The sequence below is a fragment of the Streptomyces sp. NPDC051320 genome (genome assembly GCF_040682175.1).
Classification (GTDB): Bacteria; Actinomycetota; Actinomycetes; order Streptomycetales; family Streptomycetaceae; genus Streptomyces.
In genome coordinates this window covers 94,981-118,925 of the sequence record NZ_JBFBAL010000011.1, presented here as the reverse complement: position 1 = coordinate 118,925, position 23,945 = coordinate 94,981, and the positions used below count along the sequence as shown (strand labels likewise).

General features: G+C 69.9%; 24 protein-coding genes. 7 read left to right on the top strand and 17 right to left on the bottom strand.

The window, feature by feature from the left end; genetic code table 11:
• Positions 1 to 195: 195 nt before the first annotated feature.
• Together AB0M87_RS24020 and AB0M87_RS24015 are read left to right on the top strand one after the other, a co-directional pair.
• Positions 196 to 1,176: a fatty acid desaturase gene (locus AB0M87_RS24020; RefSeq protein ID WP_365856186.1), complete on the top strand. Its 981-nt coding sequence runs from the start codon at positions 196 to 198 to the stop codon at positions 1,174 to 1,176.
• A complete protein-coding gene (locus AB0M87_RS24015) occupies positions 1,173 to 1,862 on the top strand; it encodes a TetR/AcrR family transcriptional regulator (protein WP_365856184.1) in 690 nt (229 codons plus the stop codon). Before AB0M87_RS24020 ends, AB0M87_RS24015 begins: the two co-directional genes overlap by 4 nt.
• Before the next feature lie 363 nt (positions 1,863 to 2,225).
• Here AB0M87_RS24015 and AB0M87_RS24010 read toward each other — a convergent pair whose 3' ends face one another.
• From AB0M87_RS24010 to AB0M87_RS24000, 3 genes are all read right to left on the bottom strand, one after another.
• The gene (locus AB0M87_RS24010) at positions 2,226 to 2,423 is read right to left on the bottom strand and encodes a hypothetical protein (protein ID WP_365856182.1); all 198 of its coding nucleotides are present in this window, start codon (positions 2,421 to 2,423) and stop codon (positions 2,226 to 2,228) included.
• A 126-nt stretch (positions 2,424 to 2,549) separates the two neighbouring features.
• Complete coding sequence (locus AB0M87_RS24005) at positions 2,550 to 2,912, bottom strand: VOC family protein (protein ID WP_365856180.1); 363 nt, start codon at positions 2,910 to 2,912, stop codon at positions 2,550 to 2,552.
• Positions 2,909 to 3,697 (bottom strand): trans-aconitate 2-methyltransferase, encoded by a 789-nt coding sequence (locus tag AB0M87_RS24000; protein ID WP_365856178.1) that lies wholly within the window; start codon positions 3,695 to 3,697, stop codon positions 2,909 to 2,911. The genes AB0M87_RS24005 and AB0M87_RS24000 overlap by 4 nt, the downstream gene beginning before the upstream one ends.
• Positions 3,698 to 3,800: 103 nt before the next feature.
• Between AB0M87_RS24000 and AB0M87_RS23995 the strand changes: the two genes are divergently transcribed.
• A complete protein-coding gene (locus AB0M87_RS23995; protein ID WP_365856446.1) occupies positions 3,801 to 4,298 on the top strand; it encodes a MarR family transcriptional regulator in 498 nt (165 codons plus the stop codon).
• Here the strand turns inward: AB0M87_RS23995 and AB0M87_RS23990 are convergent.
• From AB0M87_RS23990 to galT, 4 genes are all read right to left on the bottom strand, one after another.
• Positions 4,257 to 5,144 carry a response regulator transcription factor gene (locus AB0M87_RS23990; RefSeq protein WP_365856176.1) on the bottom strand — a complete coding sequence of 296 codons (888 nt, stop codon included), beginning with the start codon at positions 5,142 to 5,144 and terminating at the stop codon, positions 4,257 to 4,259. The two genes, AB0M87_RS23995 and AB0M87_RS23990, sit on opposite strands and share 42 nt — an antisense overlap.
• Positions 5,145 to 5,395: 251 nt before the next feature.
• Positions 5,396 to 6,526: a galactokinase gene (galK, locus tag AB0M87_RS23985; protein WP_365856174.1), complete on the bottom strand. Its 1,131-nt coding sequence runs from the start codon at positions 6,524 to 6,526 to the stop codon at positions 5,396 to 5,398.
• On the bottom strand, positions 6,523 to 7,509 hold the full coding sequence (gene galE, locus AB0M87_RS23980) for a UDP-glucose 4-epimerase GalE (protein WP_365856172.1): 987 nt from the start codon (positions 7,507 to 7,509) through the stop codon (positions 6,523 to 6,525). The genes galK and galE overlap by 4 nt, the downstream gene beginning before the upstream one ends.
• Complete coding sequence (galT, locus tag AB0M87_RS23975) at positions 7,506 to 8,567, bottom strand: galactose-1-phosphate uridylyltransferase (RefSeq protein ID WP_365856170.1); 1,062 nt, start codon at positions 8,565 to 8,567, stop codon at positions 7,506 to 7,508. Before galT ends, galE begins: the two co-directional genes overlap by 4 nt.
• Before the next feature lie 244 nt (positions 8,568 to 8,811).
• On the opposite strand from galT, the gene AB0M87_RS23970 reads away from it, so the two are divergent.
• Both AB0M87_RS23970 and AB0M87_RS23965 read left to right on the top strand, forming a co-directional pair.
• On the top strand, positions 8,812 to 10,482 hold the full coding sequence (locus AB0M87_RS23970; protein WP_365856168.1) for a sodium:solute symporter family protein: 1,671 nt from the start codon (positions 8,812 to 8,814) through the stop codon (positions 10,480 to 10,482).
• A gap of 15 nt (positions 10,483 to 10,497) precedes the next feature.
• Positions 10,498 to 10,797 (top strand): hypothetical protein, encoded by a 300-nt coding sequence (locus AB0M87_RS23965; protein ID WP_365856166.1) that lies wholly within the window; start codon positions 10,498 to 10,500, stop codon positions 10,795 to 10,797.
• A gap of 32 nt (positions 10,798 to 10,829) precedes the next feature.
• On the opposite strand, the gene AB0M87_RS23960 is transcribed toward AB0M87_RS23965, so the two are convergent.
• From AB0M87_RS23960 to AB0M87_RS23945, 4 genes are all read right to left on the bottom strand, one after another.
• Positions 10,830 to 11,525, bottom strand: a complete 696-nt coding sequence (locus tag AB0M87_RS23960; RefSeq protein WP_365856164.1) for a LuxR C-terminal-related transcriptional regulator — start codon at positions 11,523 to 11,525, stop codon at positions 10,830 to 10,832.
• A 215-nt stretch (positions 11,526 to 11,740) separates the two neighbouring features.
• Complete coding sequence (locus tag AB0M87_RS23955; protein WP_365856162.1) at positions 11,741 to 13,591, bottom strand: PQQ-binding-like beta-propeller repeat protein; 1,851 nt, start codon at positions 13,589 to 13,591, stop codon at positions 11,741 to 11,743.
• A gap of 46 nt (positions 13,592 to 13,637) precedes the next feature.
• Positions 13,638 to 15,470, bottom strand: coding sequence for a PQQ-binding-like beta-propeller repeat protein (locus AB0M87_RS23950; protein WP_365856160.1), 1,833 nt, complete (start codon positions 15,468 to 15,470; stop codon positions 13,638 to 13,640).
• Between the two features lie 230 nt (positions 15,471 to 15,700).
• On the bottom strand, positions 15,701 to 17,512 hold the full coding sequence (locus tag AB0M87_RS23945; protein ID WP_365856158.1) for an ABC-F family ATP-binding cassette domain-containing protein: 1,812 nt from the start codon (positions 17,510 to 17,512) through the stop codon (positions 15,701 to 15,703).
• A gap of 142 nt (positions 17,513 to 17,654) precedes the next feature.
• Here AB0M87_RS23945 and AB0M87_RS23940 point away from each other — a divergent pair, with 142 nt between their 5' ends.
• Together AB0M87_RS23940 and AB0M87_RS23935 are read left to right on the top strand one after the other, a co-directional pair.
• A complete protein-coding gene (locus AB0M87_RS23940) occupies positions 17,655 to 17,906 on the top strand; it encodes a type II toxin-antitoxin system prevent-host-death family antitoxin (RefSeq protein ID WP_365856156.1) in 252 nt (83 codons plus the stop codon).
• Entirely contained in the window at positions 17,903 to 18,163 is a 261-nt protein-coding gene (locus tag AB0M87_RS23935) for a Txe/YoeB family addiction module toxin (RefSeq protein ID WP_365856154.1), read from the top strand. The genes AB0M87_RS23940 and AB0M87_RS23935 overlap by 4 nt, the downstream gene beginning before the upstream one ends.
• A 7-nt stretch (positions 18,164 to 18,170) precedes the next feature.
• Here AB0M87_RS23935 and AB0M87_RS23930 read toward each other — a convergent pair whose 3' ends face one another.
• The 6 genes from AB0M87_RS23930 to rsmI form a co-directional block, all read right to left on the bottom strand.
• A complete protein-coding gene (locus AB0M87_RS23930; RefSeq protein WP_365856152.1) occupies positions 18,171 to 19,112 on the bottom strand; it encodes a 4-(cytidine 5'-diphospho)-2-C-methyl-D-erythritol kinase in 942 nt (313 codons plus the stop codon).
• 2 nt (positions 19,113 to 19,114) lie between these two features.
• Entirely contained in the window at positions 19,115 to 19,993 is an 879-nt protein-coding gene (gene rsmA, locus AB0M87_RS23925) for a 16S rRNA (adenine(1518)-N(6)/adenine(1519)-N(6))-dimethyltransferase RsmA (protein WP_365856150.1), read from the bottom strand.
• Positions 19,990 to 21,267, bottom strand: a complete 1,278-nt coding sequence (locus tag AB0M87_RS23920) for a ubiquitin-like domain-containing protein (RefSeq protein WP_365856148.1) — start codon at positions 21,265 to 21,267, stop codon at positions 19,990 to 19,992. The genes rsmA and AB0M87_RS23920 overlap by 4 nt, the downstream gene beginning before the upstream one ends.
• A gap of 205 nt (positions 21,268 to 21,472) precedes the next feature.
• A complete protein-coding gene (locus tag AB0M87_RS23915) occupies positions 21,473 to 22,360 on the bottom strand; it encodes a TatD family hydrolase (protein WP_365856146.1) in 888 nt (295 codons plus the stop codon).
• Between the two features lie 33 nt (positions 22,361 to 22,393).
• A complete protein-coding gene (locus tag AB0M87_RS23910; protein ID WP_365856144.1) occupies positions 22,394 to 22,867 on the bottom strand; it encodes a hypothetical protein in 474 nt (157 codons plus the stop codon).
• Positions 22,868 to 23,030: 163 nt separating this feature from the next.
• Positions 23,031 to 23,909, bottom strand: a complete 879-nt coding sequence (gene rsmI / locus AB0M87_RS23905; RefSeq protein WP_365856142.1) for a 16S rRNA (cytidine(1402)-2'-O)-methyltransferase — start codon at positions 23,907 to 23,909, stop codon at positions 23,031 to 23,033.
• Positions 23,910 to 23,945 lie beyond the last annotated feature (36 nt).

The following is a 23,945-nucleotide window of genomic DNA, read 5'->3' as shown; positions in this document are numbered from 1 at the left end:
TGGCCCAGAAGTCACAGAACGGACCGCGCTGTCCGACGACACGCGTACAGGATAGGTGCCCGCCCGGTCGGGTCGGCCGCGCCCCTTTGTGGCGCTCTTGCCGTGGGGCCGGTCGCTGACATACTTACGAGGCCGTAGGTTACGGAACCGTAGCCGGGCATCAGCCGTATTCCTCACCCCACAGGGGACGTCCCTATGAGCAATGGCCCCGATCTGATCGACGACGCCCGGACTGCCGCGTCCGAGCTTCCCTCCGCGACTATGGGCGGAGACAACAAACGTTCCATTGAGCAGGTCACCCTCCTGCTCTTCATCGTGTTGCCGTTCGTGGCCCTGGTGGCCGCGATTCCGCTGGCCTGGAGTTTCGGCGGCGTGAGCTGGCTGGATCTTGGTCTGCTGGTGGCGATGTACTACATCGGCTGCCATGGCATCACGATCGGTTTCCACCGTTATTTCACCCATGGCTCGTTCAAGGCGAAGCGTCCGCTCCGTATCGCCCTGGCCGTCATGGGTTCACTCGCCGTCGAGGGTCCTCTCGTGCGGTGGGTGGCGGATCATCGCAGGCACCACAAGTTCTCGGACGCGGAGGGCGACCCGCATTCGCCCTGGCGTTACGGGGAGACGCTTCCCGCGCTGTTGAAGGGCCTGTGGTGGGCCCACATGGCGTGGATGTTCGACGAGGAGCAGACGCCGCAGCAGAAATACGCCCCGGATCTCATCCGGGATCCGGCGATCCGCTGGGTTTCCCGGAACTTCATCTACTGGACGGCTCTGTCGCTGGCGATTCCGCCGCTGGTCGGCGGTCTGGTGACGATGTCCTGGTGGGGGGCGTTCACGGCGTTCTTCTGGGGTTCGCTGGTGCGGGTGGGGTTGTTGCACCATGTCACCTGGTCGATCAATTCGATCTGTCACGCGGTCGGCAAGCGTCCGTTCAAGTCCCGTGACCGGTCGGGCAATGTGTGGTGGCTGGCGGTCCTGTCCTGCGGGGAGTCCTGGCACAACCTGCATCACGCGGATCCGACGTCCGCCCGGCACGGTGTGCTGCGCGGCCAGATCGATTCGAGCGCTCGTCTGATCCGCTGGTTCGAGCAGCTGGGCTGGGCGTACGACGTGCGCTGGCCGTCCGCTTCGCGTATCGATGCCCGGCGCAAGAGCGAGCTCACAGAAACGGCATGATGACAGACGTGGCGATCGAAGGCAGCAGTACCAGCGGCGACAAGCGCCGGCCGACCGCGTCCCGGCGGGTCCGCCGGGTCCGTATGACCGGGAAGGAACGCCGCGAACAGCTGCTGGACATCGGCCGCGTCCTCTTTGCCGAGAAGGGCTTCGAGGGCACGTCGGTGGAGGAGATCGCCGCGAAGGCGGGGGTTTCCAAGCCGGTCGTGTACGAGCACTTCGGCGGTAAGGAGGGGCTGTACGCGGTGGTGGTCGACCACGAGATGCGCCGGCTCCTCGATATGGTGACCGGTTCGCTGACCGCGGGCCATCCGCGGGAGCTGTGCGAGCAGGCGGCTTTCGCGCTGCTCGACTACATCGAGGAGTACACGGATGGTTTCCGCATCCTGGTGCGGGACTCTCCGGTGGCCCAGTCGACGGGCACCTTCGCTTCGCTGATCAGTGATATCGCCACGAAGGTGGAGGACATCCTGGGCAGCGAGTTCAAGGCCCGCGGCTTCGACCAGAAGCTGGCCCCGCTGTATGCGCAGGCCCTGGTGGGCATGGTGGCGCTGACCGGCCAGTGGTGGCTGAACGTCCGCAAGCCGCCGAAGGCGGAGGTGGCGGCGCATCTGGTGAATCTGGCGTGGCACGGTCTGGAGAACCTGGAGCCGAAGCCGCGGCTGATAGGCCACCGCAAGAGCTGACGCCTTCCGGAGCCGCGAGTAGTCCACGACGACGCCCCGCCCCACCGCTTCGAGCGGTGGGGCGGGGCGTCGGTCATGCGGGGAAGGAACGGGTCATCCGAACGAGCGACCTACGAGACGGATTCCCTTCGCCGGCATTGTCCGGATCAGGTGCTTGGGGTCGCCTTCCGGTCTCGTCTCCAGACCTTCCGCCCTCTCAGCCCGACCGTCGACGTCGGCAACGGCGGAAACTCGCTCTCCGCCCGAGTCGGCTACGACGGTTGAACTCCCTCATGCGTCCCGTAGGCCTGCATTCAGAGTAGCACTCAGGAGTCGGGTCAAAAGGGTCTGCATCATGATTTTTTGCCTCCTCGTCGGCCGCGCTCAGGGAGCGGTGAGGAACGCGCCCGGCGCCAGTGCCGCGGCCGGGATCGCGCACAGCATGCTGAAGTCCCCCTGGGGTCCGTACGCCTCGGCGGCCGCGCCGAGGGCCGGGGCGATCAGGCCGCCGATGCTGACGGCGAGGCCCAGGGTGACACCGGCGGCGGTGCCCATCCGGGCCTTCCGCAGCGCGTTCGGCACGCCACCCGGCGAGTACGGTCGTGCGGAACGCTGAGGCCGGCGTCGTAGCAGCGGCCTCCGGTCAGCTCTATGGGCGGCTGCGCCCGGACGATCCGGGGTGGGGTCCGATCATCCGAAAGGGTGAGGTCAGCTCACCGGCTGCAGGAACTCGATGCGGTTGCCGGCGGGGTCCCAGGAGTAGAAGCGGCGGTGGCCGGGGAGGTCGCCGTCCCACACCACGCGCGCGCCGCGTACCTCCAGGCGCTCCGCGTAGGCCCCGATGTCCGTGACGCGCAGCGCGGGGTGGGCCTTCGCCGAGGGGCGGTGGTCCACCTCGATGCCGAGGTGCAGCTGGACCGGGCCGGCCTGGAACCAGCAGCCGCCGCGAGCGGCCAGGGCGGGCGGCTTGGGGATTTCCGTCATGCCGAGCACGCCGGAGTAGTACGCGCGGAGCCGGTCCTCGGTGCCGGGCGGGGCGGCGAGCTGCACATGGTCGATGGCGGCGATCATCGCTTCGCCTTGCGGGCGACGGCGAAGATGCGGCGGAACGGGAAGACCGTGCCGTGCGGGCCGCACGGGTAGGCGGTGCGCAGCAGGTCGCGGTATTCGGTGAGGAAGGAGGATGTCGCTTCCGGGTCGTCCGCCAGCGCGGTGAGGACGGGGCGCAGGGCGGTGCCCTTGACCCAGTCGAGCACGGGGTCGTCGCCGGTCAGGAGCTGGAGGTAGGTGGTCTCCCAGACGTCGGTCGTGCAGCCGAGGCCGGCGAGGTGGGTGAGGTAGGCGGCGGGCTCGAGGACGGCGGCTGTCCTGTCTCCGACGCCGGTGAGCCGGGATTTCCAGCGGGGGGACTCGCGCAGTTCGGCGAGGAGTGTGTGGCTGGGTGCGGTGAAGTTGCCGGGTACCTGGAAGGCGAAGATGCCGCCGGGGGTGAGGGCGTCCAGCCAGTCGGGGAAGCGGTCGGTGTGGCGGGGGACCCATTGGAGCAGGGCGTTGGAGACGATCAGGTCGTAGGTCTCGTCGGGGGTCCAGGTGGTGGCGTCGGCGGGGGCGAAGTCGAGCAGCGGGCCCGCGTACTGCTGGGCCTGCTCGAGCATCTGCGGGGAGTTGTCGAAGCCGGTGATCCGGGCCTGCGGCCAGCGTTCGGCGAGCAGTGCGGTGACGTTTCCCGCGCCGCAGCCGAGGTCGGCGATCCGGGCGGGGGTGCCGGAGATACGGGCGAGGAGGTCGCGGAAGGGGCGCGTGCGGTGGTCCGCGTGGCGCAGGTACTGCTGTGGGTCCCAGGTGGGTGCGGTCATGGGATCAGCTTTCCCCGGAATCTATCTCGATGTCAAGATAGTTGTCATCGAGATAGTCGACACCAAGAGACTTCATGTCGAGGCACCCTTTACACTGATCGATATGGAGGACGAGGTCGACCGCCTGGTCGCTGCGTGGCGCCGAGAGCGCCCTGACCTCGACGTGGAACCACTCGAGGTGCTCAGCCGCGTGTCCCGGCTGGCCCGCCATCTCGACCGGGCCCGTCGCCTCGCGTTCGCCGAGCACGGCCTGGAGCCCTGGGAGTTCGACGTGCTGACCTCGCTGCGCCGGGCCGGCTCCCCGTACCAGCTCTCGCCGGGGCAGTTGCTCACCCAGACGCTGGTGACCTCGGGCACCATGACCAACCGCATCGACCGGCTGGCCACCAAGAGCCTGGTCGAGCGGCTGCCCGATCCGAGCGACCGGCGCGGTGTGCTGGTGCGGCTCACCGCCGAGGGCCGGGATCGGGCGGACCAGGCGCTGGCCGGGCTGCTCGCCCAGGAGCGGGCGCTGCTGGCCGAGCTGTCGCGCGGTCAGCGGGGTGAACTGGCCGGTCTGCTACGCCGGTTGACCGCCCCGTTCGACAACGTTCCCGGCTAGTACGGTGGCCGGCGGCCCGGCCGCTGCCAGGTCAGCGGGTCCGACCCCGGCCCTTCGGGCGAGCGCCACCGCGGCCAGCGTGGAGTGCACACCCAGCTTCCCCAGCACGTTCTGCATGTGCGTGCGCACGGTGTGCGGGGAGAGGAAGAGCCGCTCGGCGACCGCCTTGCGCCCCAGACCGGCCACCATGCACCGCAGCACCTCCCGCTCGCGCGGGGTCAGCGACTCGACGAGCAGTTCGCTCTCGGAGCGGTGTTTACGGACCGCGGTCAGCTCCCGCAGCACGCCGGTGAGCAGCGCGGGCGGCAGGTGCGTCTCTCCCCGCAGCACCCCGCGTAGCACGGCGAGCAGCCGCTGCAGCGAGCAGTCCTTGGCCACCCATCCCGACGCCCCGGCCTGCAGTGCCAGTGCGGCTCTGCGCGGGTCGTCCTTCTCGGCGAGCACGACGATACGGGCGGCGGCGAAGCTCTCGCGTACCTCCGCCACCAGGGAGATGCCGTCTGCCGGGCCGCTTCCCGTGAGCACGGTGCGCTCCGTACGCTCGGCAGACTCCATGGGCTCCCGGGGCTCTGCGGGCTCCATGGATGCCGGGTCCCCGGGGTGGGGGTCCCTGGGGTGGGGGACGACGACGGTGGCGCCCCGGGGCGCCGTGATGCCGAGATCGGCGTCGACCAGCAGCACGTCGAATCGTCGTCCTTCGGCGGCCGCCCTCTCCAGGCAGCGTTGCGCGGCGGGGCCACTGCCCGTTGCTGTGACGTCGACGTCGGGCTCGGCGGCGAGGGCCGCGGCGAGCGACTCGGCGAAGATACGGTGGTCGTCGACCACGAGAACCCGGACACGGACCACATGAACCCCCAGGCTGCGTCTTCAGGGGGCAGGTTCGGTGTGGGGTACGGCGCCCGGTGCGGATCGCTGCTGTCGCACGGCCGCCGCCGCGCAGTCGCTGCTGCCTTCCGCTCCCGGAGCGTCGTACCCGACACTGTCTCGACCCCTGAACAACACCGGCCCCCACCGGTGCTGCCTTCCAGCGTACGGCGGGGGCGCGGTGACGGAGGGGGAATTGCAGAACTGGGCGAGTCGGGCGGGTGGCGCTCCCGCTACGACAGGCGTCGGGTGCCCGCCGAAGGGGTCGCCTCGAAGACGCGCGGCTCGGTGTAGCCGGCCGCGGCGAACGCCTCGGTCACCGACTTCGTGACCGCCGCGGCGTGCGACGCGTCGACGAGGACGACGGCGGAGCCGCCGAATCCGCCGCCCGTCATCCGCGCGCCCAGCGCTCCGCCCGCGTTGGCGGACGCCACCACCAGATCGAGTTCCTCGCAGGAGATCAACAGGTCGTCGCGGAGCGAGGCGTGGCCCTCGGTGAGGATGGGGCCCACGGCGCGGGCGTCGCCCGCCTCGAGCAGGGCGATGGTGCGCTCGACCCGGTGGTTGTCGGAGACGACATGGCGGACGTATCCGCGCACCTTCGGATCGGTGAGCTGCGACAGGGCCTGTGGCAGTTGCTCGTACGGGATGTCGCGCAGGGCGGGAACGCCGAGGATCCGGGCGCCCTCCTCGCAGCCCGCGCGCCGCTCCGCGTAGGCGCCGTCACCCAGGGCGTGTTTGACCCTGCTGTCCACGACCAGGAGTTGCAGTCCCTGCGCCGCCAGGTCGAAGGGCACCTGGCGGGTGGAGAGGTCGCGGCAGTCGAGGTACAGCGCGTGGCCCTCGGTGCAGCAGGCCGAGGCCGTCTGGTCCATGATTCCGCACGGCACGCCGACGAAGGCGTTCTCCGCGCGCTGCGCGACGACCGCCAGGTCCTGGCAGGTCAGGCCGAGTTCGTAGAGGTCGCTGAGGGCGTGCGCGGTGACCACCTCGAGGGCCGCCGACGAGGAGAGTCCGGCGCCGGTGGGGACGGTGGAGCTGAGGTGGATGTCCGCGCCGGTTATCGGGTGGCCCGCCTCCCGCAGCGCCCAGACGACGCCGGCCGGGTAGGCGGCCCAGCTGGTGTTGGCGAGCGGTTCGAGTTCGTCGATGCGGAGCTGGACGATGCCGCCCTCGATGTCCGACGAGTACAGCCGCAGCACCCCGTCGTCGCGGCGGGACACCTGGGCGACCGCGGTGTGCGGCAGCGCGAGCGGCATCACGAAGCCCTCGTTGAAGTCGGTGTACTCACCGATCAGATTGACCCGGCCCGGTGCGGCCCAGGTGCCCTCGGGGGCGGATCCGTACAGCTCCTCGAAACTCATGCCTCAGCAACTCCCATGCTTTGAGATGACACAGTTTGCGCGAAGGTCCAGGCGTCGGTGACGATGCCGGCCAGGTCGGATCGCGACGGGCTCCAGCCCAGCCGCTCGCGTGCGGTGTCCGCGGACGCGACCAGTGCGGCCGGGTCACCGCCGCGGCGTTCGGCGATGATCTCCGGGATCGGGTGTCCGGTGACCTTGCGGACGGTCTCGATGACCTCGCGGACCGAGAAGCCGCTGCCGTTGCCGAGGTTGCAGATCAGGTGGCTGCCCGACTCGGCCGCGCGCAGGGCGAGCAGGTGGGCGTCGGCCAGGTCGGCTACGTGGATGTAGTCGCGGATACAGGTGCCGTCGGGGGTCGGGTAGTCGTCGCCGTACACCGAGATGGCGTCGCGGCGGCCCTGCGCGACCTGGAGGACGAGCGGAATGAGGTGCGACTCGGGGTCGTGGCGTTCGCCGTGCGCCCCGTACGCGCCCGCGACGTTGAAGTAGCGGAGGGAGACCGCGGCCAGGCCGTGCGCCGCGCACTCGCCGCTGATCATGTGGTCGACGGCCAGTTTGGTGGCGCCGTACGGGTTGGTCGGCGAGGTCGGGGCGCTCTCCCTGATCGGTACGGTCGCCGGCTCGCCGTAGGTCGCGGCGGTCGAGGAGAAGACTAGGGTGCGGACGCCTGCCGAGCGCATCGCGGCGAGCAGCGCGGTGCTGCCTCCCACGTTGTTCAGCCAGTACTTCTCCGGGTTGACCACCGACTCGCCGACCTGGGAGGACGCGGCGAAGTGCAGCACCCCGTCATAGGTGGAGTCCAGCCAGCGGGCGGCGTCCTGGATGCGGCCCTCGATGAAGGTGGCACCGGCCGGGACGCCCTCCCGGAAGCCGGTGGAGAGGTCGTCGAGCACGGTCACCTCGTGGCCGGCCTCCAGCAGGTGGGCGGCGACGACGCTGCCCACATATCCCGCGCCGCCTGTGACCAGGTACTTCTTGCTCACTTGCTCGCTACCTCTCGCAGTCGTTCGGCCGCGGTCTCCGGCGGCACGTCATTGACGAAGACGTTCATGCCCGACTCGGAACCCGCGAGGAACTTCAGCTTGCCCGAAGTGCGGCGGATGGTGAAAAGCTCGAGGTGCAGGGCGAATTCGTCCCGGTCGAGCTGAAAGTCCTCCAGTTCGCCGAAGGGCGCCTGGTGCCAGGCGGCGATGTAGGGCGTGGGCGGCTCGCCCTCGCCGAAGATCCGGTCGAAGCGCCTCAAGAGTTCCAGATACAGCTGTGGAAACTCTGTGCGCGCCGCGTCGTCCAGGCGGCGGAGGTCAGGTACGCGCTTCTTGGGGTAGAGGTGCACTTCGTACGGCCAGTGCGCGGCGTACGGCACGAAGGCCACCCAGTGTTCGCCCTCCAGGACCACGCGCACGCCGTCGGCCAGCTCGCGGGCCACCGTCTCGTCGAAGAGGTTCCGGCCGCCGCTGCTCTCCAGGAAGTCCGCCGCGGAGCGGAGCATCAGCGCGGTGCGCGGGGTGATGAAGGGATAGCCGTAGATCTGGCCGTGCGGGTGGCCGAGGGTGACGCCTATGTCCTTGCCGCGGTTCTCGAAACAGAACACCTGCTTGACCTGGTCGAGTGCGGCCAGCTCGGTGGTCCGGTCGGTCCAGGCCTCGAGGACCAGGCCGGCCTGCTCCTCGGTCAGGTCGGCGAAGGACGCGTCGTGGTCGGAGGTGAAGCAGACCACCTCGCAGCGGCCGGAGTCCCCGGCGAGCGAGGGGAAGCGGTTCTCGAAGACGGCGACGTCGTAGTCCGAGTCCGGGATCTCGCTGTGCCGGCCGTCCCGCGAGGGGCAGAGCGGACACTCGTCGGCCGGCGGGTGGTAGATGCGCCCCTGGCGGTGCGACGCGATGGCGACGGAGTCTCCGAGCAGCGGGTCCGTGCGGATCTCGGAGGCGGTGGCCACCGGGTCGAGGGGCCGCCGGTCCACGGCGTCACGGACCATGTCGTCCCGGGAGTCGTAGTAGAGCAGCTCACGACCGTCGGCAAGCCGGGTCGATGTCTTCTTCACGCTGGCGCTCCTAGCCCACTCCCAACAAACAGAACCGCACACAACAAACCACAAGTAAACAGCTCAGTCAATGGGTCGGCCACGTCCGGTGTGACCGGCACCACGCATGGCGTACGTCCGCCCAGAACGGACATCTTCCGCGATCCGATCACAATCAAACAAAGAACACCAGAGAACTGTTCATTTTTTGAACACGGAAGCGTAGATTCCGCAAGGATCAGTTCTGGCAACGAAGCGAGTACGCATGCAATACCTGGCTGACGGGCTCCGGCTCCCCACCAACGGGCTCGACTACACCATCCTGGCGATCTACTTCGTCGTGGTCCTCGGCATCGGCTTCGCAGCCAGGTCGAGCGTGAAGACCAGCCTCGACTTCTTCCTTTCGGGCCGCTCACTGCCCGCCTGGGTCACCGGCCTGGCCTTCGTCGCCGCCAACCTCGGCGCGACGGAGATCCTGGGCATGGCGGCGACCGGCGCGCAGTACGGCGTCGCCGTCGTCCACTGGTACTGGATCGGCGCCATCCCCGCGATGGTCTTCCTCGGCCTGGTGATGATGCCCTTCTACTACAAGTCGAAGGTGCGCTCCGTACCCGAGTTCCTGCTGCAGCGCTTCGACAAATCCGCGCATCTGCTGAGCTCCATACTCTTCGCCTTCGCGGCGATCCTGATCGCGGGTGTGAACCTCTACGCCCTGTCGATCGTCGTGGAGGCGCTCCTCGGCTGGCCGCAGTGGGTCGCGATCGTCGTCGCCGGCCTCTTCGTGCTCGTCTACATCACCATCGGCGGCCTCTCCTCGGCGATCTACAACGAGGTGCTGCAGTTCTTCGTCATCCTGGCCGCGCTCATCCCGCTCACCATCCTGGGCCTGAAGAAGGTCGGCGGCTGGGGCGGGCTCTCGGACACCCTGGAGAAGAGCCACGGTCACAACTTCATGTCCGCCTGGGGTGGCACGGCCATCGGCCAGGCGAACCCGCTGGGCGCCAACTGGCTGACGATCATCCTCGGGCTCGGTTTCGTGCTGTCGTTCGGTTACTGGACGACGAACTTCGCCGAGGTGCAGCGCGCCCTGTCCGCGAAGAACCTGTCCGCCGCACAGCGCACCCCGCTGATCGCCGCGTTCCCGAAGATCTTCATCGTCTTCCTGGTGATGATCCCCGGCATGGTCGCCGCCGTGGTCGCGCCGCGGATCGGCACCGCGGGCTCGGACCTCACGTACAACGACGCCATCCCGCTGCTGATGCAGAACCTGCTCCCGAACGGCGTGCTCGGTATCGCGGTGACCGGTCTGCTGGCCGCGTTCATGGCCGGTATGGCCGCCAACGTCTCCTCGTTCAACACCGTCTTCACGACGGACATCTGGGCGCGGTACGTGAAGAAGGACAAGCCCGACGCCTACTACCTGCGGTTCGGGCGGCTGATCACGGCGGTCGGCGTGCTGGCCTCCATCGGCACGGCCTTCATCGCCGCCAGCTTCTCCAACATCATGAGCTACCTCCAGACGCTCTTCTCCTTCTTCAACGTCCCGATGTTCGTGGTCTTCATCATCGGGATGTTCTGGAAGCGGGCCTCGATGAAGTCCGGCGTGTGGGGGCTGGTCGCCGGTACCTGCGCCGCGATGGTCAACTACTTCGTGTTCTACAAGCAGGGCATCATCGGTTTCCCGAGCGACCAGGGCGCCAACTTCGTCTCGGCGATCGTCGGCTTCGTCGCGGGCGCCGTGGTCATGGTCGTGGTCACGCTCGTCACCGCACCGAAGCCGGAGGCCGAACTGGCCGGTCTGGTGTACGGGACGGAGTCGCCGGACGCGCCGGAGGTCCCGGAGGAGGGCGACAGCGCGTGGTACCGCAAGCCGGCCCTGCTGGGCTGGGGCGCGATCGTCCTTGCCGCCCTCTGCTACCTGCCCTACTCGCTCTGATCGGAGGCACCCACCATGTCTGAACTGCAGAACGAAGTCTCCGACCTGGAGCGCAAGTCCGCGACCGCGGCCCGCCTCTTCGACATCCGGCGGATCATCGGCGGCCTGTTCGTGGTCTACGGGGTCATCGTGACGATCGCCGGCGCCACGGCGTCCGACGCCGATCTGAAGAAGGCCCAGGGGATCAACATCAACCTCTGGACGGGGCTCGCGATGCTCGCCCTCGGCCTGTTCTTCCTGGGCTGGCTGAAGCTCCGCCCGACGGCGCCGCCCACCCCGGACGACCTGCTGGCGAAGGACGCGAAGGACGCGTAGACCGCCCGCCGAAGGGGCCGGACCTCCGCATGTCACTCTGCGAGGTCCGGCCCCTTCGGCATGTCCGCAGCCGCCCGGTCCAGCAGTCCGGTGCGGGCCGCGAGCGCCGCCGCCTCCAGGCGGGACCCGACACCCAGCTTCATCAGCAGCCGCTGCACATGGGTCCGCGCGGTGCTCGACGCGATCCCCATCGCAGCGGCGATCAGCCGGGTGTCGTCCCCCTCGGCCACCCGCACCAGTACCTCGACCTCGCGCGCGGTGAGCATCCGCAGCAGCCGCTGTCCCTCGTCGTCGGGCTGGGCCGCCGGGTTGAGCAGTTCGGCGAAGGCGCCCTGCAACAGCGCCGGGGCCACCGCCGCCTCCCCCGCTCTGGCCTTCACGATGGCCCGCTCGACGCCCTCGATACGCTCGTCATGGCGTACGTAACCCGAGGCGCCGGCCGCGAAGGCCGCGGCGATCCCGCGCGGGCTGGGCACCGGCCCCAGCACCACCACCGCTACCTGCGGGCGTTCCGCCCTGATCCGGACGATCGGGTCGAAGGCCCCCGGCTCGGCGGGGAGTGCCGTACCGAACAGACACACCTCGGGCGCCCGGCTCACCACTAGCTCCGCCGCGCCCCCGGTGGGTGCGGCAGCGGCGAGCACCCGGTGCCCGCGGAGCTTCAGCGCCGAGGCGAGCGCCTCGGCGAGCAATCGGTGGTCGTCGACCACCATGAGCCGCACGCCCATGGAGCAATCCCCCACTTCCCCTGCACCCCGGAGCCCGCCCCCCGAACCGGCCATTCCTGCCCCGGCAAGCTACACGCTGGGTCGACCTGGTGCGGCCGTTACGGACAGAAGCCCCCCAGATCACCGGATTGCCCTCGAACCAGGGCTACTTCGCACGGGCCACGCCGAAGGGGGTGCGGCCCGGTCGGGCCGCACCCCCTTCACAGGCCGGCGGATCAGCTGGTGCCGAAGCCGATGGCCAGGTACTTCTTGTCGTCCGAGTCTCCGTACGGCTCGCTGATCAGGTCGTCGGCGAGGTAGAGCCGCCCGCCCACGTAGCGGATCTCCGAGGACTCCGGCAGGAAGCCGGATTCCGCCCTGCGGACCGCCTCGTCGGCCGGGTTGTTCATCAGCAGCGTCTGCTGAAAAGTCGAGCCGTCGATGCCGGTGACCTGGCCGCCCTTGTCGTACGGGCCCGTCTTGTACGCGATGACGTTGCTGCCGTCCATCCGCACCGGGTACGCCGTGTAGCCCTTGCCCGCCGAGGCCTTGCCGTTCACCAGTTTGCCGGTGGCCAGGTCGAAGGCGACGATCTCGTTGGTCTGGCCGACGTCGCCGCCGGCCCCGTCGTGCTTCTCGGTGGGGACGTAGAGCCGGTCGTTGCCCACCACCAGGTTGTGGCAGTCCTCCACATCGGTGCTGCCGCACTTGCCGGCATAGGTGTCGGCGTCGGCGGAGATGCGGGCCCGCTGCTTGCCGGTCTTCTCGTCGATGGAGAAGTAGTCCGAGATGCCGCTGCCGTCCCCGGCGGTGTCACCGACGTCCGCGGCGACGACCAGCGGCTTGGTGGACACGACGTGCGCGTACTGGACACCGGACGGCATCTGGAACGTGGCGGTCGGCGCACCGGACGTGGGGTTCAGGACCTGCACGCTGACCTGCGGGCTGTCGTAGTCGCCGCAGCTGCGCACGGCGACCAGATTGTCCCCGCCGGCATAGCCGCGGTCCTCGCACTGGTCGGCGCTGGCCTTCGGTGCCCAGCGCTGGGTACCCGTTTCGAGGTCCCAGGCGGCGCCGCCGCCGGTGCCGCCGGCCGCGACCGTGCCGCCGCCGAGTGTGACCTCGTCGAAGCTGACCTTCTCGTCGCCGTCCTTGGCCGACTTCGTCCAGAGCAGCTTGCCGGTGTTGAGGTCGAGCGCGGCGACCTCGCTGCAGCCCCAGTACTGCTTGGCCTTTGTCGGTACCTTCGGCTGGAAGGCGATGACCGTCTTGTTGTCCTTGCTGATGTGGTCGGTCGCGGCGCACAGCGGGCCGGGAAGCGGTGTCGTCCAGGACTGGCTGCCCTTGACCGCGTCGTAGCCGACGACCTTGTTGACCCCGGACTTCACGTACAGCGTGTCGGTGACCCAGGAGCCGTTGACCCCGGTCACGTCACCGACCTTGGGGTAAGGCAGCTGGAAGAGCACCCGGGAGTTGACGTTGGCGGGCGCCTTCTCCTTGCCGCCGCCGCCCTTGGCTCCGCCCGTGTCGCCCGTGGTGGGGCCGCCGGTGGGACCCGCGCTCGACACGTCGGTCTTGTCGTCGCCCTTGCTGGACGAGTACGCGAAGCCCGCGCCGATGATCAGCACGATGGCGACGGCCGCCGCGGTGATGATCTTGGCGTCGATGCCGAACGTGAAACCGCCGTTCCGGCCGCCGCCGTCGCCGGCCTGCTGGGGTTGCATCGGCTGGGTCGGATAACCGTAGGGCTGCTGCGGCTGGTTCTGCGGGTAGCCGTAGCCCGGCTGGGCGGGCGGCGTCTGCGGATAGCCGTACGCCGGGTCCTGCACGGTGGGCGGCTGCGGCTGCGGCTGCGGCTGTTGCGGCTGCGGCTGCCCGTAACCCTGGCCGCCCGGTGGCGAAGGCGGCTGCTGCGGGGCGGCCGGCGGGACGGGCGGGGCCTGCGGAGGCATCTGCGGTGGGGCCGGCGGCTGGTTCGGCGGCGGCTGGTTGGGCGGCGGCGGACCGCCGTAACCACCGGCCGGGGGCTGCTTGGAGAAGCCCCCCTGCGGTGGTCCTTCGGGTGGCTGGGGCGGCGGCTGCGTCATCGTGTTTCTGCCTTTGTCGAGGGGGAGGACGGGACGTGCGGACCGCTCACTTGCCGAAGGCCATCATGGTCTTCTCGGTGGTGTCGCCCTTCTTGCCCCTGACCTGGCCGGTCATGATGAAGAGCCGGCCGTTCACATAGGAGACCGACTTCGAGTAGAAGGAATTCTCGATGTCGGCCGTCGACTCCGGGTTCTGCAGCAGAGTCTGCGGCTTGCCGCCGGTCACCGGGATGCTGACGACGGCGCCACCGCCGTCGTACGAGGGCTCCTGGTACGCGACGAGGTTACCGCCGTCCACCTGCAGCGGAAGCATGGTGCGGTCGGTGGCCGCAGGCGAACGCCATTTCTCCTTACCGCTGTTGAGGTCGAAGGCGACGATCTCGTTGGCGCCGCTCTTCACCTCGGTCGGCAGGTAGAGCGTGTTGGCGTCGGCGGCGGTGCCGAGGCAGCCCTGCAGATCGCTCGACAGGATCGAGAGTCCGCACTCCGGCGCGAAGCTGTCCTTGGTGGTCAGCTGCGAACGCCTGGTCCCGTCCGCCTTGAGGATCGAGATGTTCCAGCTCTTCTTCTTCTCGTTGGTCGAGTAGATGACCAGCGGGTCGACCGAGTAGACCTTCTTGACGTCCCAGCCGGCCGGCAGCGCGAACGTCCACTTGGACTTGCCGTTGTCCGGGTTGAGTTCCTGCACCTGCTGGTTGGCGTCCGACTCGCCGTCCTTGGTGCAGGACTCGACCGCGATCAGCTTCGGGCCGCCGGCGAACGCGTTGGGCCTGCAGGCCCCGGTGGACGCGCCGAAGACCTTGTGGCCGTCCTTGACCGAGAAGGCGCTGGAGAGGCCGAACCGGCTGGCTGCGACCGTGTTGCCCGAGATGGAAAGCTCGACGGAGGTCATGATGTCGAAGCTGCCCTCCTCGGGGATCTGCTTCTTCCACCCTCCCTTGCCGGTCTTCAGGTCGATCATCTGCATCTGGTTGCAGTCGGCCTTCTCGGTGTCATTGCTCTCGTACGCGATGACGATCTTGCCGTCGGACGTGGTCTGCCGTGGAGCGGCGCAGATCGCGTGCGGGATCGGCACACTCCACTTCTCCTTGCCGTCGGTCACTCCGTAGGCGGTGACCTTCTTGTACATGGCCTTCACGACAACATCACCGGTGAACCACATGCCGTGGTTCTCGGCGCCGTCCGCGGGCAGCGCTACGTCGTTCGTCTTCAGCCAGAGGACCTTGTCCTCACCCGTCTTACGGCCGGCGTTGAGGTCGTCGTCGCCCTTGCGTCCGTCGCCGCTGCCGTCGCCCTGGTCGACACTGGCCGAAGTGGACGACTCGACCGGGTTCTTGCTGTCGCTCGCGACCGGCTTCTTGCCGTCGTCGCCACCACCGCCGACCGCGGCGTACACCCCGCCACCGACGAGCAGCAGGGCCACCACCGCCGCGCCGACGATCACGGCAGGCTTGCCCTTGAACGGGCCCTTGCCACCGCCCTGCGACGGGACCGGGCCACCGGCGTACTGCTGCTGCGGATAACCGTAGGGGCCCGGCTGCTGACCGTACGGTCCCTGTTGCGGCGGCTGCCCGTAGGGGCCGGGGGCCTGCTGGGGGTAGCCGTACGGGCCGGCCTGCGGCGGCGGCGCCTGCTGGGGGTAGCCGTAACCGGGCTGCGGCGCCGGGGGCTGTCCGGGCGCGGAGGGCGGGCCCTGCGGCGGGCCTTGCGGAGGCGGCGGTCCCTGCGGCGGGCCTTGCACGGGCGGCGGTCCCTGCGGAGGCGGCGGCATCTGCGGCGGCTGGGCCGGCGGCGGCGGACTGCCGAAGCCTCCCGGCGGAGGGTCCTGCGGAGCGCCGAAACCGCCCTGCGGCGGCTGCTGGTCGGGCGGCTGAGTCATCAGCACATACCTCTTTACGCGGGATCCGCTGCCCGACCGGCCTCCCCCGCAATTCCGGCGGCACGAGGCACCGGAAAGGAGCGAATCGGGTGTGGATCCCACACATCAACGTCAGTCGAGCGGGAGTTCTTTCTATCACTCGGACAGCGCTGTGCGAGGCGCCGGTCCACCGCTGTTCCCAAGGGAGGACCGGGCCGTGATGGAGCCGTTACGCGAACCGGCCGGGCGGCTCAGGCGTCTTCGGCGAGCTCCAGCCAGCGCAGCTCCAACTCTTCGCGCTCCCCCGACAGTTCGCGCAACCGACCGTCCAGTTCGGCCACTTTCTCGAAGTTCGTGGCGTTTTCGGTGATCTGAGTGTGCAGCTTGCTCTCCCGGTCGGAGAGCTTGTCCAACTGCCGCTCGATCTTCTGGAGTTCCTTCTTCGCCGCGCGGCCGTCCTTGGCGGACGCGGCGCCGGACGTACCCTCCTTGGCCGCCGGCGGTGCGGGCGCCGGGGTCTGGGATGCGACGACCTGTCGGCGGCGTTCCAGGTACTCGTCGATGCCGCGCGGCAGCATGCGCAGGCTCGTGTCGCCGAGCAGCGCGAACACCCGGTCCGTGGTGCGCTCGATGAAGAACCGGTCGTGCGAGATCACGATCATCGAGCCGGGCCAGCCGTCGAGGAGGTCCTCCAGCTGGGTCAGGGTCTCGATGTCCAGGTCGTTGGTCGGCTCGTCGAGGAAGAGCACGTTGGGCTCGTCCATCAGCAGCCGCAGGATCTGCAGCCTGCGCCGCTCACCACCGGACAGATCGCCGACCGGGGTCCACTGCTTCTCCTTGGAGAAGCCGAACTGCTCGCAGAGCTGGCCCGCGGTCATCTCGCGGCCCTTGCCCAGGTCGACCCGGTCCCGCACCTGCTGCACCGCTTCGAGGACCCGTAGCGTCGGCTTGAGTTCGGCGACCTCCTGCGAGAGGTAGGCGAGCTTCACGGTCTTGCCGACGACGACCTTCCCGCCGGCCGGCTGCTCCTCGCCCTGGGTACGGGCCGCCTCGGCGAGCGCCCGCAGCAGTGAGGTCTTGCCGGCGCCGTTGACCCCGACCAGGCCGATCCGGTCACCCGGTCCGAGCTGCCACGTCACGTGGGTCAGCAGCACCTTCGGGCCGGCCTGGACGGTGACGTCCTCCAACTCGAAGACGGTCTTGCCGAGCCGGGCGTTGGCGAACTTCATCAGCTCGGAGGTGTCGCGCGGCGGCGGCACGTCGGCGATCAGCTCGTTGGCGGCCTCGATGCGGTAGCGGGGCTTGGACGTGCGGGCCGGGGCGCCGCGCCGCAGCCAGGCCAGCTCCTTGCGCATCAGGTTCTGCCGCTTGGACTCCTCTGTGGCGGCGATGCGCTCCCGCTCGGCGCGGGCGAAGACGTAGTCGCTGTAGCCGCCCTCGTACTCGTGCACGGTGCCGCGCTGGACGTCCCACATGCGGGTGCACACCTGGTCCAGGAACCAGCGGTCGTGGGTGACCACGACGAGCGCGGACCGGCGCGCCCGCAGGTGTCCGGCCAGCCAGGAGATGCCTTCGACGTCGAGGTGGTTGGTCGGCTCGTCGAGCACGATCAGGTCCTGCTCGGCGATGAGCAGCTTGGCCAGCGCGATACGGCGGCGCTCGCCGCCGGAGAGCGGGGCGATGACGGTGTCGAGGCCCTGCGGGAACCCCGGCAGGTCGAGCCCGCCGAACAGCCCCGTCAGCACGTCCCTGATCTTGGCGCTGCCCGCCCACTCGTGGTCGGCGAGGTCACCGATGACCTCGTGCCGCACGGTGGCCTGCGGGTCCAGCGAGTCGTGCTGGGTGAGCACACCGCTGCGCAGCCCGCCGCTGTGGGTGACCCGGCCGGTGTCCGGCTCCTCCAGCCTGGCGAGCATCCGGATGAGGGTGGTCTTGCCGTCCCCGTTACGGCCGACGACGCCGATGCGGTCGCCCTCGGATACGCCGAGGGAGACACCGTCGAGCAGGGCACGGGTCCCGTAGACCTTGCTGACGGCCTCGACATTGACGAGGTTGACGGCCATTGACGCTCCTGGGAAGGGTGAATCGATCTCCCAGAGTACGGCGCGGCGGCCGTGCGGCTTACATCGCCCACTCGACCAACGTACAGTTTTCCGTACGTACAGTTTTCTGTACGTACGCTTTATGCAGACACCAGGAGGCGGCATGCGCACGATTACCTATACGGAATCACGAGCGAAGTACGCCGAAACCCTCAATGCGGTCGTGGACGACCGTGAGGAGGTCATAGTGACCCGGGCAGGACACGACCCGGTCGTCATTGTGGCGCTCGACGAGTACGAGTCACTGAAGGAGACTGCCTATCTCCTCCGGAGCCCGGCGAACGCCCGCCGGCTGCTGGCGTCGATCGAACGTCTGGAGCGTGGCGACGGCACCGCACAGGAGTTGGCCGAGTGAAGTTCGTCTGGGACGAGTCGGCCTGGGAGGACTACGTCTGGTGGCAGACACAGGACCGGAAGATCCTCAAGCGCATCAACACACTGCTGCGGGACATCGCTCGCAATGGCAATGAGGGCATCGGCAAACCGGAGCCCCTCAAACACGGATTCCAGGGGTACTGGTTCCGTCGCATCACCGATGAACACCGGCTGATCTACAAGGTGGTGGACGAAGAGGCCCGTGTCGGCGCCTGCCGCTACCGCTACGGCCGCTGAGCAGGCCTCAGCCGATCGCGCGACCGCCGGCTCGGACTCTGACGACGGCCGCTCCGGCGACTCCGGAGTGCGCGGTCCGCGCCACCCGGCAGGTGCCGGACCGGCGGAGGGAAGACGCGATCCGCTCCGCCTCCTCCGCGTCCTTGGCAAGAAACGCCGTCGTGGGCCCCGAACCGGAGACGATCCCGGCCAGCGCCCCTGCAGCTGTCCCAGCCGCCAGGGTGTCGGCCAGCGACGGCCGCAGCGACAGCGCGGCCGGCTGGAGATCGTTGGCCAGGGCGGCGGCCAGGGCGACCGCGTCGCCTGTACGCAGCGCCTCGATCAGGTCCGGGGAAGCCTCCGGCTCGGCCGCGTCCGGGGTGAGCCGGTCGAACTCGCGGAAGACGGTCGGGGTGGAGAGACCGCCGTCGGCGAGAGCGAACACCCAGTGGAAGGGTGCGCCGAGTTCGAGCGGTGCCAGCCGCTCACCGCGGCCGGTGCCCAGGGCCGCCCCGCCGACCAGGCTGAACGGTACGTCGCTGCCCAACTCCGCGCAGATCTCCAGGAGTTCATCGCGCGATGCCCCGGTCGACCAGAGCGCGTCGCAGGCCAGCAGGGCGCCCGCGCCGTCCGCGCTGCCGCCGGCCATGCCGCCGGCGACCGGGATGTCCTTGTCGATGTGGAGGTGGACGCCGGGGGCGATGCCGTGCCGGGCGGCGAGCAGTTCGGCCGCCCTTGCTGCCAGGTTCGTGCGGTCCAGCGGCACCTGGTCGGCGCCGGGCCCCGCGCAGGTGATCCGCAGGGTTTCGGCCGGAGTCGCCGTGATCTCGTCGTGCAGGGACACCGCGAGGAAGACGTTGGCCAGGTTGTGGAAGCCGTCGGGGCGGGCCCCGCCCACCGCGAGCTGGACGTTGACCTTGGCCGGAACGCGGACCGTGACAGCGTCGGTGTCGGTGCCTGTGTCGTGCATGCTCACGCCTTGGCCTCCGCGATCCGCGCGAACTCGTGCACCGTCAGCGACTCGCCGCGCGCCTGCGGGGACACCCCGGCGGCGACCAGCGCAGCCTCCGCGGCGGGGGCCGAACCGGCCCAGCCGGCCAGCGCGGCCCGCAGCGTCTTGCGGCGCTGGGCGAAGGCCGCGTCGACCACCGCGAAGACCTCCTCCCGGGAGGCCGTGGTCGCGATCGGCTGCTCGCGGCGGACCAGCGAGACCAGCCCGGAGTCGACGTTCGGGGCCGGCCAGAAGACGTTGCGGCCGATGGAACCGGCCCGCTTGACCTCCGCGTACCAGTTGGCCTTCACCGAGGGCACGCCGTACACCTTGTTGCCGGGCTCGGCCGCCAGCCGGTCGGCGACCTCCGCCTGGACCATCACCAGGGTGCGCTTGATGGTCGGGAAGCGCTCCAGCATGGTGAGCAGGACCGGGACGGCGACGTTGTACGGAAGGTTCGCCACCAGCGCGGTGGGCGGCGGGCCGGGGAGCTCCCTGACCTGCATCGCGTCGGCGTGCACCAGCGCGAAGCGGTCGGCGCGGGACGGCAGCCGGGCCTCGATCGTCGCGGGCAGCGCGCCCGCGAGCACATCGTCGATCTCGATGGCGACCAGGCGGTCCGCCGCCTCGAGCAGTGCCAGGGTCAGGGAGCCCAGACCGGGGCCGACCTCGACGACCGCGTCATCCCGGGTCACCTCGGCCGTCCGCACGATCCGGCGCACCGTGTTGGCGTCGATGACGAAGTTCTGGCCGCGCTGCTTGGTCGGGCGTACGCCCAGCGCTGCGGCCAGTTCACGGATGTCGGCGGGGCCCAGCAGGGCGTCGGAGACCGCGGGGGCCTCGGGTTCAGTGCTGCTCACCCGTAAAGCCTACGGCCGCAGTGCGGCCACGGACTCGCTCCCCGCTGTACGTAGAGCCGCTTCGCCCGGTCCGTCTGCTCGTCGGCGGGCGCGTCCTGGGGCAGTCCGCTGCCGCCGAGCGCGTGCCAGGTCTGTCCGTCCAGCTGGTAGAGCCCGCCGTAACTGCCCGAGGCGTCGACCGCGTCCGGCCGCCCGCCGGACTCGCAGTGCGCGAGACCGCTCCAGTCCAGCCGGCCGGCTCCGGCGGGCGATGCGGGACGCTGCCGGGTGCCGATCCGTACGACCCGGGCCTCGGGCCGGCGTACCAGCTCCGTGGAGAGCTGCCGCGGCTTCTGCCGGACGCCGTTGACGGTGCGCAGCTGGTAGGTGACCCGGCGCAGGCCGGGCACGCCGGGCCGGGTCACCGATTCCGTACCGGCGAACAGTGAGGCGTCGAGGACTCGGTTGGTCACGAAGGCGATGGGCTCCTCGCGCGTCTCCCTGCTGCCGGTGATGCGCAGCACGGTGATGGTCTGGCCGTCGCGCGGGAAGGTGTCGGCGGGTACGGATGTGGTGTCGTGTCCGCGCAGGCCGATGCCCGCCTGGTCGAGGGCTTCGCGCACGGTCGCCACGTTGGTGCGGATGGTGCGTTCGCGGCCGTCGGCCATGAAGGTCACGGTGCGTTCGGTCCGTACGTTCACCGTCAGGCCGTGCCGGGAGATCGTCGCGGAGCGCGAGGTGGAGATGTACGCGCCCGCCGTGCGTACGCCGAGTTGGCGCAGCGCGCCGTCCACGGTGCGTGCCGTCGTCCAGACCCGGTGGCGCCGTCCGTCGAGGGTGAGGGCGAGCGGTCGTCCGTAGCGGATGTCGATCTCCTCTCCGTCGGCGAGCGCGCTGCGGTGTCCGGGAGCGACCGCGTCGTGGACGCCGAGCGGCACCTGCTCCTCGGCCAGCAGTTCGTCGACCGTGCCGGCGAAGGTGTGCAGGGTGCGGGGCACCCCGTCGACACTGAGCTGCACGGCCTTGTCGTTGGCCACGAAGGCGGAGGTGCCGCCGGCCAGGAAGGCCACGACCAGCGCCTGCGGGAGGAGTCGGCGCAGGCCGTCCGGTGGCCGCCGCTGGGCCCGGCGGCGGCCGGTGGGCCGCCCGTCGTGGGGCGTAACGGCCGCGGGGCCCTGGTGCGGGGCCGCGTGGGCGGGTGCGGCGCCTGCCGGTGCGGCGCTTGTCGGTGTCGCGCCTGCCGGTGTCGCGCCTGCGTCGATGGTGTCGGCGTACGCGGCGATGTAACTCGGCACGGTGGGTGTGTATGGCGGCGGGTAGGTCGACGGGCGGTCCGTCGCGTGACGGCCGCCGCGTGCGGCACGGTGACTGCCCTGCGCATTGCTCACGACGCTCCAGCGGTCCGGTCCGGTCGTAGCCGGTCGGCGATCCCGTCGGCGATCCGGTCGGGCCGGGACACTAGCGGAGCATCAGTCACTCAACAAAGTCATACGGTCACTCTTAGTAACTAGAAAGTTCGAACGCGCGAGCCGTGTTGGCCATGATCGCCGAGGCCAGGGCGTCTTCTCCGACGCTTTTCACCTCGGCCATCGCCCGCACGGTCACCGGAACGAGATACGGCGCGTTGGGCCGTCCGCGGTAGGGAGCCGGGGTGAGGAACGGTGCGTCCGTCTCGACCAGGATGAGCTCCAGTGGCGCCACGGCGAGCGCGTCGCGCAGCGGCTGGGCGTTCTTGAACGTCACGTTCCCGGCGAAGGACATGAAGTAGCCCTTGGCCGCGCAGATCTCCGCCATCGCCGCGTCGCCGGAGTAGCAGTGGAAGACGGTGCGCTCCGGAGCGCCTTCCTCCTCGAGGATGCGCAGCACGTCGGCATGGGCGTCCCGGTCATGGATGACGAGCGCTTTTCCGTGCCGTTTGGCGATCTCGATGTGGGCCCGGAAGGACCGCTCCTGCGCGGCGGCACCCTCGGGTCCGGTGCGGAAGTGGTCGAGGCCGGTCTCACCGACGGCCCTGACGTGCGGCAGGGCGGCCAGCCGGTCGATCTCGGCGAGCGCCTCGTCGAGCGCTCCGTCCCCACCCGGCGGACGTGCCTCTTGCCGCGACCGGTTCTCCTCGTCCCCGAGCACGATGCGCGGCGCCTCGTTGGGGTGCAGGGCCACGGCCGCGTGCACGTTCTCGTACGCCGCCGCCGTCTCGGCCGCCCAGACCGAGCCCTTGAGGTCGCAGCCCACCTGGACCACCGTGGTCACCCCCACCGACGAGGCCTTCCGCAGAGCGTCGTCGACGGTGGTGTCCTGCATGTCCAGGTGGGTGTGTGAATCGGCGACCGCCACCCGGAGCGGTTCGGGCAGCGGCGGGATGGTGACCTTGGCGGCTTGCGGGCTCATGGCGCCCGATCCTACGGCGCGCCTCCCGGCGGGTTACTTCCGGTGGAACAGATGCAGCAGGTCGGAGAGATGCCAGTGGTGCGGCTCGGCCCCGGCGGCGAGTGTCGCCCCGGACCCGGACTTCGGAGCGGGCCCGGCGATCCGCTCCGTGACCGGTTCGGTGCCGGACGCGGCCGCGAGCACCGACGCGGGCTTGGGCTTCGCGGCCCGCTCACCGACCGGCCTGACTCCGGTTGCCGTCACGCCCATGCCCCCGGCGAGCAGCTGCCGGACCGAGGACACCCGTCCCGGCCGCATGATGCGGACGACATGCCCCCCGCAGTTCGTGCACGTAGGCGTGGACAACGGTGAGGGAACCCGTCGGCCATCAGCCTTGTAGACGACAAACGTCCGGCCGGACGCGTCGACGTGGTGCTCGATGTCGTACGCCTGTTCCCAGCCGTGCCCGCACCGCATGCAGGCGAAGGCATACGCCTCATGTGCGGTGATGTCAGTGCTCTCACTCATGCCAGCTCCTCTTGCCCGACGGACAAGGCTTCCGCGGGACGAATCCGTCCCCTTTCCAGTGGACTGCTATCGCCTGCGGAATGCACGAGGGGCTGCCGACTATTGGAGCGCTCTTGGTCGTCTCGTGGCCCAGGGCCCCGCGATCACGCTCGGCCTTTGCGATTCACGCGGCTCCTTTACCTTCCGGTGGGCCGGTACGGGCGGCGTTCTTTGCCGCGACCACCGCATCGAAGACCTCCCGTTTGGGCAGCCCCGCATCGGCGGCGACCGCGGCGATCGCCTCCTTGCGCCGCTCCCCCGCCTCCTCCCGCACCTGCACCCTGCGTACCAGCTCAGCGGGGTCCAACTGCTGCGGTCCGGTGTCGGGGGCGCCCTCGACAACCACGGTGATCTCGCCCCGTACGCCGTCGGCCGCCCACTCGGCGAGCTCCTTCAGCGGCCCGCGCTTCACTTCCTCGTACGTCTTGGTCAGCTCGCGGCAGACCGCGGCCCGGCGCCCGTCACCGAAGACCGCGGCCATCGCGGCGAGGGTGTCGTCGAGGCGGTGCGGGGCCTCGAAGTACACCAGCGTCCGGCGCTCCGCCTCGACCTCGCGGAGCTTCCCGAGCCGCTCGCCCGCCTTGCGCGGCAGGAAGCCCTCGAAGCAGAAACGGTCCACCGGCAGGCCGGAGAGCGCCAGTGCGGTGAGCACCGCGGACGGTCCCGGTACCGCGGTGACCTTGATGTCCTTCTGCACGGCCGCCGCGACCAGCCGGTAGCCGGGGTCGGAGACCGACGGCATCCCCGCGTCGGTCACCAGCAGCACCCGCGCACCGCCTTCCAGCGCCTCGACGAGTTCCGGTGTACGGGCGGTTTCGTTGCCCTCGAAGTAGGAGACGACCCGTCCCGTCGTGTGCACGCCGAGCGCCTGGGTCAGCCGGCGGAGCCGCCGGGTGTCCTCGGCGGCCACGACATCGGCCGTCTCCAGCTCCCTGGCGAGCCGGGGCGGCGCGTCCGACACGTCACCGATGGGGGTCCCTGCGAGTACCAGCGTTCCAGTCACGTCTTCATTCTCCCAGCCCCGCGCACACCACTCACA

What these genes read in the sequence shown, in the direction of transcription:
- AB0M87_RS23910 (WP_365856144.1), bottom strand. Translation starts at nt 22,867, where the DNA reads ATGAGTGAGAGCACTGACATCACCGCACATGAGGCGTATGCCTTCGCC.
- AB0M87_RS23915 (WP_365856146.1), bottom strand. Translation starts at nt 22,360, where the DNA reads ATGAGCCCGCAAGCCGCCAAGGTCACCATCCCGCCGCTGCCCGAACCG.
- AB0M87_RS23940 (WP_365856156.1), top strand. Translation starts at nt 17,655, where the DNA reads ATGCGCACGATTACCTATACGGAATCACGAGCGAAGTACGCCGAAACC.
- AB0M87_RS23945 (WP_365856158.1), bottom strand. Translation starts at nt 17,512, where the DNA reads ATGGCCGTCAACCTCGTCAATGTCGAGGCCGTCAGCAAGGTCTACGGG.
- AB0M87_RS24020 (WP_365856186.1), top strand. Translation starts at nt 196, where the DNA reads ATGAGCAATGGCCCCGATCTGATCGACGACGCCCGGACTGCCGCGTCC.
- AB0M87_RS23955 (WP_365856162.1), bottom strand. Translation starts at nt 13,591, where the DNA reads ATGACGCAGCCGCCGCCCCAGCCACCCGAAGGACCACCGCAGGGGGGC.
- AB0M87_RS23950 (WP_365856160.1), bottom strand. Translation starts at nt 15,470, where the DNA reads ATGACTCAGCCGCCCGACCAGCAGCCGCCGCAGGGCGGTTTCGGCGCT.
- AB0M87_RS24015 (WP_365856184.1), top strand. Translation starts at nt 1,173, where the DNA reads ATGATGACAGACGTGGCGATCGAAGGCAGCAGTACCAGCGGCGACAAG.
- AB0M87_RS23960 (WP_365856164.1), bottom strand. Translation starts at nt 11,525, where the DNA reads ATGGGCGTGCGGCTCATGGTGGTCGACGACCACCGATTGCTCGCCGAG.
- AB0M87_RS23995 (WP_365856446.1), top strand. Translation starts at nt 3,801, where the DNA reads ATGGAGGACGAGGTCGACCGCCTGGTCGCTGCGTGGCGCCGAGAGCGC.
- AB0M87_RS23965 (WP_365856166.1), top strand. Translation starts at nt 10,498, where the DNA reads ATGTCTGAACTGCAGAACGAAGTCTCCGACCTGGAGCGCAAGTCCGCG.
- AB0M87_RS24000 (WP_365856178.1), bottom strand. Translation starts at nt 3,697, where the DNA reads ATGACCGCACCCACCTGGGACCCACAGCAGTACCTGCGCCACGCGGAC.
- AB0M87_RS24005 (WP_365856180.1), bottom strand. Translation starts at nt 2,912, where the DNA reads ATGATCGCCGCCATCGACCATGTGCAGCTCGCCGCCCCGCCCGGCACC.
- AB0M87_RS23970 (WP_365856168.1), top strand. Translation starts at nt 8,812, where the DNA reads ATGCAATACCTGGCTGACGGGCTCCGGCTCCCCACCAACGGGCTCGAC.
- galK (WP_365856174.1), bottom strand. Translation starts at nt 6,526, where the DNA reads ATGAGTTTCGAGGAGCTGTACGGATCCGCCCCCGAGGGCACCTGGGCC.
- AB0M87_RS23930 (WP_365856152.1), bottom strand. Translation starts at nt 19,112, where the DNA reads ATGCACGACACAGGCACCGACACCGACGCTGTCACGGTCCGCGTTCCG.